Annotated in this window: 15 protein-coding genes; 13 read left to right on the forward strand and 2 right to left on the reverse strand. The window is 73.5% G+C overall.

Features of this window, described 5'->3' with window-relative positions:
* Positions 1–15: 15 nt before the first annotated feature.
* Together metK and ACIRFL_RS08940 are read left to right on the forward strand one after the other, a co-directional pair.
* Positions 16–1,239, forward strand: a complete 1,224-nt coding sequence (gene metK, locus ACIRFL_RS08935; RefSeq protein WP_404025567.1) for a methionine adenosyltransferase — start codon at positions 16–18, stop codon at positions 1,237–1,239.
* A 157-nt stretch (positions 1,240–1,396) separates the two neighbouring features.
* Complete coding sequence (locus ACIRFL_RS08940) at positions 1,397–3,544, forward strand: primosomal protein N' (RefSeq protein WP_404025569.1); 2,148 nt, start codon at positions 1,397–1,399, stop codon at positions 3,542–3,544.
* 383 nt (positions 3,545–3,927) lie between these two features.
* Here the strand turns inward: ACIRFL_RS08940 and ACIRFL_RS08945 are convergent, their stop codons facing one another.
* Positions 3,928–4,470, reverse strand: coding sequence for a hypothetical protein (locus ACIRFL_RS08945; RefSeq protein WP_404025570.1), 543 nt, complete (start codon positions 4,468–4,470; stop codon positions 3,928–3,930).
* A 277-nt stretch (positions 4,471–4,747) separates the two neighbouring features.
* Between ACIRFL_RS08945 and fmt the strand changes: the two genes are divergently transcribed.
* The 8 genes from fmt (at position 4,748) to ACIRFL_RS08985 (ending at position 12,125) form a co-directional block, all read left to right on the forward strand.
* Positions 4,748–5,680 (forward strand): methionyl-tRNA formyltransferase, encoded by a 933-nt coding sequence (gene fmt / locus ACIRFL_RS08950; RefSeq protein WP_404025572.1) that lies wholly within the window; start codon positions 4,748–4,750, stop codon positions 5,678–5,680.
* Between the two features lie 79 nt (positions 5,681–5,759).
* Positions 5,760–7,178, forward strand: a complete 1,419-nt coding sequence (locus tag ACIRFL_RS08955; protein ID WP_404025575.1) for an RsmB/NOP family class I SAM-dependent RNA methyltransferase — start codon at positions 5,760–5,762, stop codon at positions 7,176–7,178.
* A gap of 129 nt (positions 7,179–7,307) precedes the next feature.
* Positions 7,308–7,994 carry a ribulose-phosphate 3-epimerase gene (rpe, locus tag ACIRFL_RS08960; protein ID WP_404025578.1) on the forward strand — a complete coding sequence of 229 codons (687 nt, stop codon included), beginning with the start codon at positions 7,308–7,310 and terminating at the stop codon, positions 7,992–7,994.
* Positions 7,995–8,072: 78 nt separating this feature from the next.
* The gene (locus ACIRFL_RS08965) at positions 8,073–9,110 is read left to right on the forward strand and encodes a sugar-binding transcriptional regulator (protein WP_404025580.1); all 1,038 of its coding nucleotides are present in this window, start codon (positions 8,073–8,075) and stop codon (positions 9,108–9,110) included.
* A gap of 55 nt (positions 9,111–9,165) precedes the next feature.
* Positions 9,166–9,567, forward strand: a complete 402-nt coding sequence (locus tag ACIRFL_RS08970; RefSeq protein WP_404025583.1) for a ribonuclease domain-containing protein — start codon at positions 9,166–9,168, stop codon at positions 9,565–9,567.
* Complete coding sequence (locus tag ACIRFL_RS08975; protein WP_404025586.1) at positions 9,564–9,872, forward strand: barstar family protein; 309 nt, start codon at positions 9,564–9,566, stop codon at positions 9,870–9,872. Before ACIRFL_RS08970 ends, ACIRFL_RS08975 begins: the two co-directional genes overlap by 4 nt.
* A 191-nt stretch (positions 9,873–10,063) precedes the next feature.
* Positions 10,064–11,506 (forward strand): GuaB1 family IMP dehydrogenase-related protein, encoded by a 1,443-nt coding sequence (locus tag ACIRFL_RS08980; protein ID WP_404025748.1) that lies wholly within the window; start codon positions 10,064–10,066, stop codon positions 11,504–11,506.
* A gap of 166 nt (positions 11,507–11,672) precedes the next feature.
* The gene (locus ACIRFL_RS08985) at positions 11,673–12,125 is read left to right on the forward strand and encodes an Lrp/AsnC family transcriptional regulator (protein ID WP_404025588.1); all 453 of its coding nucleotides are present in this window, start codon (positions 11,673–11,675) and stop codon (positions 12,123–12,125) included.
* Between the two features lie 69 nt (positions 12,126–12,194).
* Here the strand turns inward: ACIRFL_RS08985 and ACIRFL_RS08990 are convergent, their stop codons facing one another.
* Positions 12,195–12,944 carry a GntR family transcriptional regulator gene (locus ACIRFL_RS08990; RefSeq protein WP_404025591.1) on the reverse strand — a complete coding sequence of 250 codons (750 nt, stop codon included), beginning with the start codon at positions 12,942–12,944 and terminating at the stop codon, positions 12,195–12,197.
* Positions 12,945–13,156: 212 nt separating this feature from the next.
* On the opposite strand from ACIRFL_RS08990, the gene ACIRFL_RS08995 reads away from it, so the two are divergent.
* From ACIRFL_RS08995 to ACIRFL_RS09005, 3 genes are read left to right on the forward strand one after another with little or no spacing between them, the layout of a single operon-like run.
* Positions 13,157–14,314, forward strand: coding sequence for an ABC transporter substrate-binding protein (locus ACIRFL_RS08995; protein ID WP_404025594.1), 1,158 nt, complete (start codon positions 13,157–13,159; stop codon positions 14,312–14,314).
* Entirely contained in the window at positions 14,311–15,210 is a 900-nt protein-coding gene (locus tag ACIRFL_RS09000; protein WP_404025597.1) for an ABC transporter permease, read from the forward strand. Before ACIRFL_RS08995 ends, ACIRFL_RS09000 begins: the two co-directional genes overlap by 4 nt.
* On the forward strand, positions 15,195–16,013 hold the full coding sequence (locus ACIRFL_RS09005) for an ABC transporter permease (RefSeq protein ID WP_404025599.1): 819 nt from the start codon (positions 15,195–15,197) through the stop codon (positions 16,011–16,013). Before ACIRFL_RS09000 ends, ACIRFL_RS09005 begins: the two co-directional genes overlap by 16 nt.
* The last annotated feature ends 8 nt before the right edge of the window (positions 16,014–16,021 follow it).

Raw genomic sequence — 16,021 nt, forward strand, 5'->3', positions numbered from 1 at the left:
ACCCCAGGGAGCGTTGTGTCCCGTCGCCTGTTCACCTCGGAGTCCGTGACCGAGGGCCACCCCGACAAGATCGCTGACCAGATCAGCGACACCATTCTCGACGCGCTCCTGCGCGAGGACCCGACGTCCCGGGTCGCCGTGGAGACGCTGATCACGACCGGCCTGGTGCATGTGGCCGGCGAGGTCACGACCAAGGCGTACGCGGACATCGCGACCCTGGTCAGGGGCACGATCCTGGGGATCGGCTACGACTCCTCGAAGAAGGGCTTCGACGGCGCCTCCTGCGGTGTCTCGGTGTCGATCGGCGCACAGTCCCCGGACATCGCCCAGGGCGTGGACACGGCGTACGAGTCCCGGGTCGAGGGCGCCCTGCGCGGGGAGCAGGGCGACGAGCTGGACAAGCAGGGCGCGGGCGACCAGGGCCTGATGTTCGGCTACGCGACCGACGAGACGCCGACGCTGATGCCGCTGCCGATCTTCCTGGCGCACCGGCTGTCCAAGCGGCTGTCCGACGTGCGCAAGAACGGCACGATCCCCTATCTGCGGCCGGACGGCAAGACGCAGGTCACCATCGAGTACGACGGCGACAAGGCGGCGCGCCTGGACACGGTGGTCGTCTCCAGCCAGCACGCCTCGGACATCGACCTGGAGTCCCTGCTCGCCCCCGACATCCGTGAGTTCGTCGTCGAGCCGGAGCTGAAGGCGCTCCTGGACGAGGGCATCAAGCTGGACACGGAGGGCTACCGGCTGCTGGTGAACCCGACGGGCCGGTTCGAGATCGGCGGTCCGATGGGCGACGCCGGCCTGACCGGCCGGAAGATCATCATCGACACCTACGGGGGCATGGCGCGGCACGGCGGCGGCGCGTTCTCCGGCAAGGACCCGTCCAAGGTGGACCGCTCGGCGGCGTACGCGATGCGCTGGGTGGCGAAGAACGTGGTGGCCGCGGGCCTCGCCGCCCGCTGCGAGGTCCAGGTGGCGTACGCGATCGGCAAGGCCGAGCCGGTCGGGCTGTTCGTGGAGACCTTCGGCACGCACAAGGTCGAGCCCGAGCGGATCGAGAAGGCCATCGACGAGGTCTTCGACCTGCGCCCGGCCGCCATCATCCGCGACCTCGACCTGCTCCGCCCGATCTACGCCCAGACCGCCGCCTACGGCCACTTCGGCCGTGAGCTGCCGGACTTCACCTGGGAGCGCACGGACCGCGTGGACGCCCTGCGCCAGGCCGTGGGCCTGTAGTCCACGACGACGCACGAGGGCGAGGCCCGGCTTCCCGCGGGGAGCCGGGCCTCGCCGCGCCACGCACACGGGCGGCGCGGAGGGCACGGGCCCGCAGCGGTCCGCCGGTGCGGCGGTCGGCCGTCGGTTGTCGGTGGGATTTGGTAAGAATGCAAGCGTGAGCAGCGAGAACGGGCAGCGGGACGGCGGGGCCGACGGGGCGCCGCCGGAGCAGCTCGCGCTCATCCGGGAGAGCGTGCGCGGTGCCAAGGTGCCGCGGGCCAAGCCGCGGACCTGGCGCGGGGCCGCACTGGCCAAGGAACTGCCCGTCGCGCGGGTGCTGGTCGACAAGGGCGTGCTCCACCTCGACCGGTACTTCGACTACGCCGTGCCCGAGGAACTGGACGAGCAGGCACAGCCCGGGGTGCGGGTGCGGGTGCGGTTCGGGGCCGGCCGGCACCGGGTGCGGGAGGGGCGCCGGGAGGGCGGCGGGCTCATCGACGGGTTCCTCATCGAGCGACGGGCCGAGTCCGACTACTCCGGGCCGCTGGCCGCGCTGGCCCAGGTGGTGTCCCCCGAGCCGGTGCTGAGCGAGGAGTCGCTGGGGCTCGCGCGCGCCGTCGCCGACCGGTACGCGGGCAGCCTCGCCGATGTGCTCCAGCTGGCCGTGCCACCGCGCAGCGCGCGGGCCGAGCGACGGCCGTCGCCCGAGCCACCGCCACCGCCGCCACCGCCCGAGGCCGGGCCATGGACCCGGTACGAGCGGGGGGCGGCGTTCATCGCGTCGCTGGCCGCAGGGGGCACGCCGCGCGCCGTGTGGAACGCGCTGCCGGGCCCGCGGTGGAGCGAGGAACTGGCCCTCGCCGTCGCCGCCACACTCGCCTCCGGGCGCGGCGCGCTCGTCGTCGTACCGGACGGGCGTGCCGCGGCCCGGGTGGACGCCGCGCTCACCGCGCAGCTCGGCCGGGGACGGCACGCACTGCTCACCGCGGACGCCGGGCCCGAGAAGCGGTACGGGCAGTGGCTCGCCGTGCGCCGGGGGGCGGTACGGGCCGTCGTCGGGACGCGGGCCGCCATGTTCGCGCCGGTGCGCGACCTCGGGCTCCTCGCCATCTGGGACGACGGGGACGACAGCCACAGCGAGCCGCACGCCCCCCAGCCGCATGCCCGGGATGTACTCCTGCTGCGCGCCGCCCTGGACAAGTGCGCTTTTCTGCTGGGGAGTTGGAGCTGCACCGTGGAGGCGGCGCAGCTCGTCGAGAGCGGCTGGGCGCGGCCCCTGGTCGCCGGCCGGGAACAGGTGCGGCGGTCCGCCGCGCTGGTGCGGACCGTGGGCGACGGCGACCTGGCGCGGGACGAGGCCGCCCGTGCCGCCCGGCTGCCGACGCTCGCCTGGCAGGCGGTCCGGGACGGACTGCGGCACGGCCCGGTGCTGGTGCAGGTGCCACGGCGGGGATACGTGCCGCGCCTGGCCTGCGCGACATGCCGGGCGCCCGCCCGGTGCCGGCACTGCTCAGGGCCGCTGGAGGCGCGGGACGCGGGGGCGCTCTGGTGCGGCTGGTGCGGTCGTGAGGAGGCCGCCTGGCACTGCCCGGAGTGCGGCTCGTTCCGGCTGCGCGCGCAGGTCGTGGGGGCGCGCCGGACCGCCGAGGAACTGGGGCGGGCCTTCCCTGCGGTGCCGGTGCGCACATCGGGGCGCGAGCAGGTGCTGGACACGGTGCCGGGGGCGCCCGCGCTGGTCGTGAGCACACCGGGGGCCGAGCCGGTCGCCGAGGGTGGCTATGCGGCGGCGCTGCTCCTCGACGGCTGGGCCATGCTCGGCCGGCCGGACCTGCGCGCCGGTGAGGACGCGCTGCGGCGCTGGCTCGGGGCGGCGGCGCTGGTGCGGCCGCAGCAGGAAGGGGGCACGGTGGTGGTCGTCGCCGAGCCGACCCTGCGGCCGGTGCAGGCCCTGGTGCGGTGGGATCCGGTCGGGCACGCGGTGCGGGAGCTGGCGGAGCGGGCCGAGCTGGGGTTCCCGCCGGTCTCCCGGATGGCGGCCGTGTCGGGTCCCGTCGAGGCCGTGGCCGGATTCCTGGCGACGGTCGAACTTCCGCCGGACGCCGAGGTGTTGGGTCCGGTGCCGTTGCCGGTCGTGGCGGCCGGACGGCCCCGGCGTACCGGGGGGCCGCCGCCCGGGGAGCGGTGGGAACGGGCGCTGGTCCGGGTACCGCCCGGCAGTGGGTCCGCACTGGCGGCGGCCCTGAAGACGGCCCAGGCGGCACGGATGGTACGGGGCGGCGGCGAGCCGGTACGGATTCGGATCGACCCGCCGGACATCGGCTAAGCGCTCCGCTGGGTGGGGCCGCGCTGGGTCGTTGGTTGTGTGCGGCTTCGTTGTGGCTGGTCGCGCCCGCGCGGCGGAGCCGCATGTCGATACAGCCTCGCGCCCCTTTGGGGTGGGGCCTGCCGTCGGTCGTCTGCGGCTTCGTTGTGGCTTGTCGCGCCCGCGCGGCGGAGCCGCATGTCGATACAGCCTCGCGCCCCTTTGGGGTGGGGCCTGCCGTCGGTCGTCTGCGGCTTCGTTGTGGTTTGTCGCGCCCGCGCGGCGGAGCCGCATGTCGATACAGCCCCGCGCCCCTTTGGGGGCGCTGCTGTCGCCCGACGTGCTTTGTTGGGGGCCTCAGTCGCCCTCCCGGGGGCTTGGGTGGGAGGGCGGGTGACTGGGGGTCAGCCGTTGCGGGGGGCCGGGAAGGCCGTGGGGCGGGACTCTTCGCGGAGGGTGGGGCTGCCGGCGGTCGGCTGGGTCGGCATCGAGCGGGCCGCGGGGACCGTCGGCACCGCGGGCAGGCCGGTGTTCACGTTCACCGTGCGGGTGCCCGTCGGCTCCGGCGCGTGCTCGGCCTCCGCCGTCGCCCGGGCCGCGGCCCGGCGGGCGCCGTAACGGCGGTGCACCGCCTGCTTGGTGACGCCGAGGGCCGAACCCACCGCGTCCCACGAGAAGCCCAGCGAGCGGTCGAAGTCCACGGCGGCCGTGACCAGGGTTTCCACACTGTCCCGGAGTTCCTGGGCGAGACGGACGGTCGGGGCGGGTGCACGTCCGTAGACGACGAAGCCCGTGGAGGGGCCGGAGCGGCGCGGGCGGTAGACATTGCCCAACTGGGCGGTGAGCGTACGCAGTGCGTCCACCTGCCGGCGGACCCGCTCGATGTCCCGCACCAACAAGTGCAGGCTGGCCCGGGCCTGGGCGTCGTGGGTTGCGTGGTCGGCCATGAACAAGCCTCTCGAACCGGCGTTGAAAGGAATCGGGCCGCGCTGGCGGCCCGTTGTGGTCAACTCTTTCTTGACCAACGCGTCTGCCCGCGGCTGGTCACGGTGTGGGGGCGCGTGGGCATATGCGTACGCCGTCGGTCCACCCACACACCACCCGGCCGTGGCAGATGCGCGGACGCCGGGCCCCCCGCCCGCGACCGCCCGGCTCCGGGCGGCCTCGTCGGCATAGACTGGTGCGCTGCCCGTCCGCCCCCGCCCGAGAGGCCCCCATCCGCCCATGAAGCTCGTCTTCGCCGGTACCCCCGAGGTCGCCGTTCCCGCCCTGGACGCACTCATCGCCGCCGGGCGGCACGAGGTGGCCGCCGTCGTCACGCGGCCCGACGCGCCGGCCGGGCGCGGGCGCCGGCTGGTCGCGTCCCCCGTGGCCGAGCGGGCGGCGGAGGCCGGCATCGAGGTGCTGAAGCCGGCGAAGCCACGCGACCCCGCATTCCTGGAACGGCTCCGTGAGATCGCCCCCGACTGCTGCCCCGTCGTCGCCTACGGGGCGCTGCTGCCGCGCGTGGCCCTGGACATCCCCGCCCACGGCTGGGTCAATCTGCACTTCTCGCTGCTGCCCGCCTGGCGCGGCGCCGCGCCCGTGCAGCACGCCCTCATGGCGGGTGACGAGATCACCGGCGCCTCCACCTTCCTGATCGAGGAAGGGCTCGACTCGGGCCCCGTCTACGGGACGGTCACGGAGCGGATCCGGCCCACCGACACCAGCGGCGACCTGCTCACCCGGCTCGCCTTCGCCGGTGCCGGGCTGCTCGCCGCGACCATGGACGGCATCGAGGACGGCACGCTGAAGGCCGTACCGCAGCCGACGGACGGCATCACCATCGCGCCGAAGATCACCGTCGAGGACGCCCGGGTCGACTGGCGCGCCCCGGCGCTGCGCGTCGACCGGGTGGTGCGCGGCTGCACCCCGGCGCCGGGCGCCTGGACCACCTTCCGCGGCGAGCGGCTCAAACTCATCCAGGTCGCCCCCGTACCGGAGCGCACGGACCTCGCCCCGGGGCAGTCGGCGGTCGGCAAGAACAGCGTCCACGTGGGCACCGGCTCGTACGCCGTCGAGCTGCTGTGGGTGCAGGCCCAGGGCAAGAAGCCGATGCGGGCGGCGGACTGGGCGCGCGGCGTGCGGATCGCCGACGGGGAGACGCTGGACGGCTGACGCCCCGCCCGGCCCCGGCGCCCGCCAGGCGACGTACGCTGGGCGGGCGCACCCATTCCACCACCGGAGCACCTTTTTCGTGAGCGAGCAGTCCCGCCGGCCCCGTCGGCCCGGCAAGCCCTACCGCCGTCCCCACAAGGACCCCGTCCGCATCCTCGCCTTCGACGCCCTGCGGGCCGTGGACGAGCGGGACGCGTACGCCAACCTCGTCCTGCCGCCGCTGCTGCGCAAGGCACGGGAGAAGGGCGACTTCGACGTCCGGGACGCCGCCCTCGCCACCGAGCTGGTGTACGGGACGCTGCGCCGGCAGGGCACCTACGACGCGATCATCGCGGCCTGTGTCGACCGGCCGCTGCGCGAGGTCGACCCGCCGGTCCTCGACGTGCTCAGCCTCGGCGTGCACCAGCTCCTCGGCACCCGGATCCCGACGCACGCCGCCGTGTCCGCCTCCGTCGAGCTGGCCCGGGTCGTCCTCGGCGACGGGCGGGCCAAGTTCGTCAACGCGGTGCTGCGGAAGGTCGCGCAGGACGACCTCGACGGCTGGCTGGCCAAGGTGGCACCGTCCTACGACGAGGACCCCGAGGACCATCTCGCGGTCGTGCACTCGCACCCGCGCTGGGTCGTCTCCGCGCTGTGGGACTCGCTCGGCGGCGGGCGCGCCGGGATCGAGGCGCTGCTGGAAGCCGACAACGAACGCCCCGAGGTGACCCTCGTCGCCCGGCCGGGCCGGGCCGACCCGCAGGAACTGCTCGGCGAGGACGCCGCCGTGCCGGGACGCTGGTCGCCGTACGCCGTGCGGCTCACCGAGGGCGGGGAGCCCGGCGCCGTCGACGCGGTACGGGAAGGCCGCGCCGGTGTGCAGGACGAGGGGAGCCAGCTGGTCGCGCTCGCCCTGGCCGGCGCGCCCCTGGACGGGCCGGACGAGTCGTGGCTCGACGGGTGCGCGGGACCCGGTGGCAAGGCCGCGCTGCTCGGGGCGCTGGCGGCCGAGCGCGGGGCCGTCCTGGTCGCCGCCGAGCGGCAGCCGCACCGGGCCGGTCTCGTGGCCAGGGCGCTGCACGGCAATCCGGGGCCGTACCAGGTCGTCGTCGCCGACGGGACCCGGCCGCCGTGGCGTGCGGGCAGCTTCGACCGGGTGCTGGTGGACGTGCCGTGCACCGGTCTCGGCGCCCTGCGCAGGCGGCCCGAGGCCCGCTGGCGGCGGCGCCCGGAGGACCTGGACGGCTTCGCGCCGTTGCAGCGGGCCCTGCTGCGCAGCGCGCTGGACTCGGTGCGGGTCGGCGGCGTCGTCGGCTACGCCACCTGCTCGCCGCATCTCGCCGAGACCCGGGCGGTCGTCGCGGACGTGCTCAAGCAGCGGCCGCACACCGAACTCATCGACGCCCGACCGCTGCTGCCGGGGATGCCCGCGCTGGGCGAGGGCCCCGACATCCAGCTGTGGCCGCACCTGCACGGCACCGACGCCATGTACCTGGCCCTGATCCGCAGAACCGGCTGAGACACCGCTGGGGCCGGCCGGCCCAGGGGCGCGGGGAACTGCGCGACCTGCCCCCACCGACCCGCAGACAAACCACAACGGAACGCACCGCCGTTACAGCCGAGCGCAGCGGCGTGGCAGGCTTGGGGCATGGCCGTGCAGATCAACCCCAGCATCCTGTCCGCCGACTTCGCCCGTCTCGCGGACGAGGCGAAGGCGGTCGAGGGCGCCGACTGGCTCCACGTCGACGTCATGGACAACCACTTCGTGCCGAACCTCACGCTCGGCGTGCCGGTCGTGGAGTCCCTGGCCCGGGCCACGGACACGCCGCTCGACTGCCATCTGATGATCGAGGACGCCGATCGCTGGGCCCCGCAGTACGTCGAGGCGGGCGCCTCCTCGGTCACCTTCCATGTCGAGGCGGCCGCCGCGCCCGTGCGGCTCGCCCGCGAGATCCGCGCCAAGGGCGCCCGCGCCTCCATGGCGCTCAAGCCCGCGACGCCCATCGAGCCGTACGAGGACCTGCTCCCCGAACTCGACATGCTGTTGATCATGACGGTCGAGCCCGGCTTCGGCGGCCAGGCGTTCCTCGACATCATGCTGCCGAAGATCCGCCGCACCCGTGAGCTGATCGACAAGCACGGCCTCGAACTGTGGCTCCAGGTGGACGGCGGCGTCTCGGCGGCCACGATCGAGCGGTGCGCGGACGCGGGAGCCGACGTCTTCGTGGCAGGCTCGGCCGTCTACGGGGCGCAGGACCCGGCGGCGGCGGTCCGTGCACTGCGCGCACAGGCGCAGACGGCCACCGCGAAGGCGTCCTGGGCATGCGGCCACTGAGCCACAGGTACGTGAACGGCGGCCATCAGGGCTGATCAACCGCGCCGGATCTGCAAGGATGAACGGCGAATCCAGAGTGTGAACAGCAGTGAGGAGAGCGCCGTGTCGGGTATGTCGGCGGGCCGCATGCGGATGGGACCCGCTGAGCTGGTGCAGGCGGCGGCCATGGCCCGCCGCTTCTACCTTGAGGGCAAGTCCAAGATCCAGATCGCGGAGGAGTTCGGCGTCAGCCGCTTCAAGGTGGCCCGGGTCCTGGAGACGGCCCTGGAACGGGATCTCGTGCGCATCGAGATCCGTGTGCCGGCCGAACTGGACGCCGATCGCTCCGACGCGCTCCGCGCCCGCTACGGCCTCAGACACGCCGTCGTGGTCGAGTCCCCGGCCGAGGCGGAGGAGACCCCGGATCCGGAGAACCTCGGCGAGGTCGCGGCCGACCTGCTCGGCGAGCTGGTCAACGAGGGCGATGTGCTGGGCCTGGCCTGGGGCCGGTCCACCATTCACATGGCCGCCGCCCTCGACCGGCTGCCGCCGTGCACGGTGGTCCAGCTGACCGGTGTGTACGACGCCGGGACCGCCGAGCGCGGTTCGGTCGAGGCCGTCCGCCGCGCCGCCCAGGTGTCCGGCGGCGACGCGCACCCCATCTACGCGCCGATGCTGCTGCCGGACGCGGCCACCGCGGCGGCGCTGCGCAACCAGACGGGGATCGCCCGGGCCTTCGAGTACTTCGACAAGGTCACGGTCGCCTGTGTCTCGATCGGCTCCTGGGAACCGGGCATCTCGACGGTGCACGACATGCTCAGCGACGAGGAGCGCGGCCACTACGCCTCGCTCGGGGTCGCCGCCGAGATGTCCGCGCACCTCTTCGACGCGGAGGGCCGCCGGGTCGGCCGGGACCTGGGGGAGCGGTGCATCACCGTCAAGGCCGACCAGCTGCGCCGGGTCCCCGAGGTCGTCGCGATCGCGGGCGGGCAGCGCAAGGCGGCGGCGATCGACGCGGTGCTGCGCTCCGGCCTGGTCACCAGCCTGGTGACGGACACCTCGGCCGCGGACTGTCTGATGACCGCGGGCCCCACCCCGCGCCCCGCCCTGAACCGGGCGGACCCCGACGGACCCTGACCGGCCGCGGCAGCGGACCGATGCGATGCGGGGACGGCCGTGGCAGCATCGACGCATGCTGCCACGGTTCGTCCCCCGTGCGCTTTCGGCGCTCCTGCTCTGTCTGGCCGTCCTTCTCACGGGCTGCTCGTCGGCCCCGACCGGTGCCGCAGACGCCTCCGCGCCGCCCTGGGCGGCCGGCCTGCCCACCGTCGCCGAGTCCCGGCTGCCGGAGCAGGCCCGGCAGACCCTGGCCCTCATCGACCGCGGCGGCCCCTTCCCGTACGCCAGGGACGGCGTCGTCTTCGGCAACTTCGAGGGACGGCTGCCCCGGCACCCGCGCGGCTACTACCACGAATACACCGTGCGGACCCCGGGATCGCGCGACCGCGGCGCCCGGCGGATTGTCACGGGGCAGGGCAAGGAGGTCTACTACACCGATGACCACTACGAGTCGTTCCGGGCGGTGCTGAGATGACGACCCCGTACGTGGTGACGGTCGACCTCGGCGGCATCGCCGACAAGGCCGGGCTGATGGACCGGTCGGCGCACGCGCTGGGCCTGCCCGACTGGTTCGGCCGCAACTGGGACGCCCTCGCCGACAGCCTCGCCGATCCGTCCGTGTGGCCGACGGCGACGGCCGGCCGTGCGCTGCTCGTCGTCGTCACCGGCTGGCGGGAGTACGCCCGTGAGCGGCCCGAGGAGTGGTCCGTCGCGCAGGAGGTGTTCACCGAGGCGTCCGGGCGTGAACCCCGGCTGACCGTCGCCCTCGCCCTCGGCTGACGGCGGCCCCCCTCGCGTCGCCGCGGCGGCGCCCGGCCGGTCTTCGTCGGATCCTCCGAATCCGCCCCTGACCTGCCTGGACGATCTGCCCGGTCCACGCATTCCGGTCGCCATGGGACAATGAAGTACGTGCTCTTCCCCTGGGCAGACCTGTCCGGGGGCCACCTCTGATCGACTGGGATGTGCAGCACGTGCGTTTCCTCAACGACATCCAGCCCGCGTACGACCTGACGTACGACGACGTGTTCATGGTGCCGAGCCGTTCCGCGGTCGGCTCGCGTCAGGGTGTGGACCTCAGCTCCCCGGACGGCACGGGCACCACGATTCCGCTGGTCGTCGCCAACATGACCGCCGTCGCGGGCCGCCGCATGGCCGAGACGGTGGCCCGGCGCGGTGGCCTGGTGGTGATCCCGCAGGACATACCGATCGACGTCGTCACGGACGTCGTCACCTGGGTGAAGAGCCGCCACCTGGTCCTCGACACACCGATCGTGCTCGCCCCGCACCAGACCGTCGCCGACGCGCTGGCCCTGCTGCCGAAGCGTGCGCACAACGCCGGTGTCGTCGTAGACGAGGCCGGACGGCCGGTCGGCGTCGTCACCGACCGGGACCTGTCCGGCGTCGACCGCTTCACCCAGCTCGCCGTGGTCATGTCCCGCGACCTGCTGCTGCTCGACGCGGACATCGACCCGCGCGAGGCGTTCAACACGCTGGACGCGGCCAACCGCCGCTACGCCCCGGCGGTGGACGAGGACGGCAGGCTGGCCGGCATCCTCACCCGCAAGGGCGCGCTGCGCGCCACGCTGTACACCCCGGCCACCGACGCGCACGACAGGCTGCGCATCGCCGCCGCGGTCGGCATCAACGGCGATGTGGCGGGCAAGGCGCAGCAGTTGCTGGACGCCGGGATCGACACGCTCGTCATCGACACCGCGCACGGCCACCAGGAGTCGATGATCAGCGCGCTCAAGCTGGTGCGCGACCTCGGCCCGCGGGTCCCGGTCGTGGCGGGCAACGTCGTCTCCGCCGAGGGCGTACAGGATCTGATCGAGGCGGGCGCGGACATCGTCAAGGTGGGCGTGGGGCCGGGCGCCATGTGCACGACCCGCATGATGACCGGCGTGGGCCGGCCGCAGTTCTCGGCCGTGCTCGAGTGTGCCGCCGAGGCACGCAAGTACGGCAAGCACGTGTGGGCCGACGGCGGGGTCCGCCACCCGCGGGACGTGGCGATGGCGCTGGCGGCCGGCGCCTCCAACGTGATGATCGGTTCCTGGTTCGCGGGCACGTACGAGTCGCCGGGCGACCTCCAGCAGGACGCCGACGGGCGCCTGTACAAGGAGTCCTTCGGCATGGCGTCCGCGCGCGCCGTGCGCAACCGAACCTCGGAGGAGTCGGCCTACGACCGGGCCCGCAAGGGGCTGTTCCAGGAGGGCATCTCCACCTCCCGGATGTTCCTCGACCCGGTCCGTCCGGGCGTCGAGGACCTGATCGACTCGATCATCGCGGGCGTCCGCTCGGCGTGCACCTACGCCGGGGCGGGCTCCCTGGAGGAGTTCGCCGAGAAGGCCGTCGTGGGCATCCAGAGCGCGGCCGGCTACGCCGAGGGCAAGCCCCTGCACGCCAGCTGGAACTGACCCCGCTGTCAACGGTGCCGTCCGCGCCGGGCCCCGGCCTGTGCGTGTGGACGGCGGCCGGGCCCGTGTTCTACTTCGGGTACGGCCATCGCCGTTCCCGTCCCGCGTCGGCGCAGGCCCCCGCGGCGGCGGAGGGGGACCCGAACGAAGAAGTGAACCACGCGCAGTGCTGAACGAACTCGACGAACGCATCGTGCACGCCCTCGCCGAGGACGCCCGCCGCTCCTACGCGGACATCGGGCAGCTGGTCGGCCTGTCCGCGCCGGCCGTGAAACGGCGGGTGGACCGGCTGCGTGCCACCGGGGCCATCACCGGATTCACGGTGCGGGTGGACCCGGCGGCGCTCGGCTGGGAGACCGAGGGGTTCATCGAGCTGTACTGCCGGCGCAACACCTCACCGGAGACCATCCAGCGGGGCCTGGAGCGCTACCAGGAGGTGGTGGCCGCGTCCACCGTCACCGGGGACGCGGACGCCGTCGTGCAGGTCTTCGCCGCCGACATGCGCCACTTCGAGCGGGTGCTGGAACGCATCGCGGGCGAGCCGTTCGTGGAGCGGACCAAGTCCGTGCTGGTCCTGTCCCCCCTGCTCCGCCGCTTCACCTCGGGCACACCGGGCTGACCGCCGTCACCCGCAGCGGCGGCCGACCGCCGTCACCAGGCGCCGCGCGCCCCGGGCGTCGGGTTTCCTTCAGCGGGGTCGGTCGGCGGTCTTGCGGGTCAGGGCGTTGTTCCCGATCGAATTGCGCACGCTGAAGCTGACGGCGTCCGAGCGGTAGCGGTCATCCGACCACTCCACCGGGCGGCCCTCGCGGGTCGTGGTCACCCGGCGGACCCGCAGCAGCGGGCTCGTCCGGCGCACGCCGAGCAGTTCCGCGTCCTGGGCGCCCGCCGCGACCGCGTCGATGACATGCTCGCCGTAGGCGAAGACCAGGCCCGTGTCCTCGAACAGCCGCTGGGTGACGGACGGGCAGTCCGGCTCGATCGCCTCGACCGCCGGCGCGATCCAGTCCGCGTACACGGTCCGTTCCAGCAGGACCGGTGCGCCGTCCAGACCGCGCACCCGCAGCACATGCAACACCGGTGTCCCGGCCCGCAGTTGGAGGCGCACGGCGTCCTCCTCGGTGGCCGCGCGGTGCTCCTGCGCCACCACCCGCCCCCGCGCCTCGCGGCCCATCGCCCGCGCCCACTGGGCGAAGCTGCGCAGCTCCGCGAAGCTCTGGCTGCGGCGGCTGGCCAGGACCACCCGCCGGGCGCCCTGGCGGGAGCCGATCAGCCCCTCGGCGGTGAGGGCCGCGACGGCCTGGCGCACCGTGCCGCGCGAGACGCCGTACCGCGCCATGAGTTCGGTCTCCGCGGGCAGCCGGCTGCCGACTGTGTACTCCTCGCGGTCGATCGCCCGTCGCAGTTCGTCGGCGATCTCCTCGTGTCGCGCGGCCATGTATCCCCTCTGCGTAGGTCGCTGTGCACAGCGTGAGCAGCCTAATCGACGCTTCCCCGTGCTGTGTGCCAGCCGGGATTGTGCAGGGAATCTCTGGTCGGGGTTTGGGCGATGTTCACGGTCAGGACATCGGCGGCGGGCGTACTGAGTGCCAACTTGTTCAGACAAGTTTTCTGCGTCACCTCACCCTCGTGCGTACTCCTGGAGAGACCGTGACCGTGTCCCTGCCGCGAACCGCCGTCCTCAGCGGCTCCCTCGCCGTCGTAGCCGCGCTCGCCCTGAGCGCCTGCGGCGCCGCCCCCGACGACGCCTCCACCACCGCCGACGGCAAGAGCGCCGCCACCGCCACCTCCGCCGCCGACTTCGGCGGCATGGACGCGCTGGTCGAGGCCGCCAAGAAGGAGGGCACGCTGAACGCCATCGCGCTGCCCCGCGACTGGGCCAACTACGGCGCCCTCATCGACGGCTTCCAGAAGAAGTACGGCATCAAGATCGCGGTGGAGAGCCCCGACGGATCGAGCCAGGACGAGATCAACGCCGTCACCTCCCGCAAGGGACAAAAACGCGCCCCCGACGTCCTCGACCTCGGCAGCTCCTTCGCGCTCAGCGCCGCCGAGCAGGGACTGCTCGCGCCCTACAAGGTGGCCTCGTTCGCCGACATCCCCGAGGGCCAGAAGGACGCGCAGGCCCGCTGGTACAACGACTACGGCGGCTACATCTCCATCGGCTGCGACGCCAAGCGGGTCAAGCAGTGCCCGACCACGTTCAAGGACCTGCTGAAGCCGCAGTACAAGGGCCAGGTCGCGCTCAACGGCAACCCCACCCAGTCCGGTTCGGCCTTCGGCGGCGTATACGCGGCGGCCCTGGCGGGCGGCGGCTCCTTCGACGACATCCAGCCCGGCCTCGACTTCTTCGCCGAGCTGAAGAAGAACGGCAACTACACGCCCGTCGAGTCCACGCCGGCCACCGTCGAGAAGGGCGAGACGCCGATCAGCATCGACTGGGACTACCTCAACGCCGGCTACGCCGACGAGTTCCGCGCCAAGGGCGTCGACTGGAAGGTCGCGGTGCCCACCGACGGAAAGTTCGCCCAGTACTACTCCCAGGCCGTCAACAAGGACGCCCCGCACCCGGCCGCCGCCCGGCTGTGGCAGGAGTACCTCTACAGCGCCGAGGGCCAGAACCTGTGGCTGAAGGGGTACGCCCGCCCGGTTCTGATGGCCGCCCTGGACAAGGCCGGCACCCTCGACAAGGAGGCCGCCGCCAAGCTCCCGAGCGTCACCGGCACCCCCGCCTTCCCCACCGAGGAGCAGCAGAGCAAGGCCAAGACGGTCCTCGCGCAGGGCTGGTCGAAGGCCGTCTCCGGATGACCGCCGCCCTCCCGCGCGCGGACGTGGCGCCGACCGCTTCCCCCAAGCGGCGGCGCCGCGCCCCCGGCTGGCTCGCCGTGGCCCCGCTGCTGGTCTTCACCGCCGTCGCCTTCGGCGTGCCCGCGCTGGCCATGCTGCACGGCGCCTTCACCATCGAGGACCGGGCCACGGGCACGACGTCGTACACCGTCGAGAACCTGACCACCTCGCTGCAGGGGCCGTACCTCACCGCCCTCGCCGGCAGCGTGAAGCTGTCCGCCGTCACCGCCGTCCTCGGCGTCCTGCTCGGACTGCCGCTCGCGCAGGCGGTCGTGGCCTCCCGCTCCCCGGCGCTGCGCGACGCGGTGCTCACCGGCTCCGGCGTCCTCGCGAACTTCGGCGGCGTCCCGCTGGCCTTCGCCTTCGTCGCCACCCTCGGCAACGCCGGCGTGCTGACCCGGCACCTGGGCCTCGCGGACGCCGGCTGGAACCTCTACAGCTTCTGGGGGCTGGTGATCGTCTACCTGTACTTCCTGATCCCGCTGATGGTCCTCACCATCACCCCGGCGCTGGACGGACTGCGCTCCCAGTGGCGCGAGGCCGCCCGCAACAACGGCGCCACCGCCGTGCAGTACTGGCGGCACGTGGCCCTGCCCGTCCTCGCGCCGTCACTGCTCGGCGCCCTGGTCCTGCTCTTCGGCAGCGCGTTCGCCGCGTACGCGACCGCCGCCGCCATGGTCGGCAGCACCGTCCCGCTGGTGACCCTGCAGATCGCCGACGCCCTCTCCGGCAACGTGCTGGTCGGCCAGGAGAACGTGGCACTCGCCCTCAGCCTCGACATGGTCCTGGTCGCGGGCCTCGTCATGGCCGTGTACCTGCCCCTGCAACGACGGAGCACCCGATGGCTCGACGCCTGAACCCCGGGCGGTGGGCCGTGCTCGGCCTTGCCGCGCTGTACTTCCTGGTGCCGCTCGCCGCGTCCGTGGTCTTCACGGTGGACGTGCCCGGGCAGGGCCTCACCGTCGACGCCTACGCGCAGATCCTGTCCGCCGACGGCTTCGTCCCGGGCCTGCTGCTCTCGCTGGAGCTGGCCGCGGCCACCATCGCCGTCGTGCTGCTGCTGATGGTGCCCGCCCTGGTCGCCCTGCGGCTCGGCGCGCCCCGGCTGCGGCCCGTCGTCGAGGTGGTGTGCTCACTGCCGCTGGTCGTGCCGCCCATCGCGTTCGTCGCCGGGATCGCCACGGTGCTCAGATGGGGACCCGAACACCTCTCCCGCACACCGCTGTTCCAGACGTTCATGGCCGTCCAGAACCCCGACTTCCCGATCGTGCTCGTCCTCGCCTACGTCGTGATGGCGCTGCCGTTCGTGCACCGGGCGCTGGACGCCGGGCTGCGCGCCATCGACGTGCGCACCCTGGTCGAGGCCGCCCGCAGCTGCGGCGCCTCCTGGCCGCAGGCCCTGCTGCGGGCCGTCCTGCCCAATCTGCGCCCGGCGCTGCTGAACGCGGCCTTCCTCACGCTGGCGCTGGTGCTCGGCGAGTTCACCGTCGCCCGGCTGCTGGGCTTCCAGCCCTTCGCGGTATGGATCTACAACGTCGGCGGCTCCCAGGCCCAGCTGTCCGTCGCCGTGTCCGTGCTCAGCCTGCTCGTCACCTGGGCCCTGCTCCTCGCGCTCGCCGGTGCCGGCGGGCGTACCCGAACCGCTTCGTCCCAGGGATGACAGACACC

This window comes from Streptomyces sp. NPDC102462 (genome assembly GCF_044765425.1).
Taxonomy (GTDB): domain Bacteria; phylum Actinomycetota; class Actinomycetes; order Streptomycetales; family Streptomycetaceae; genus Streptomyces.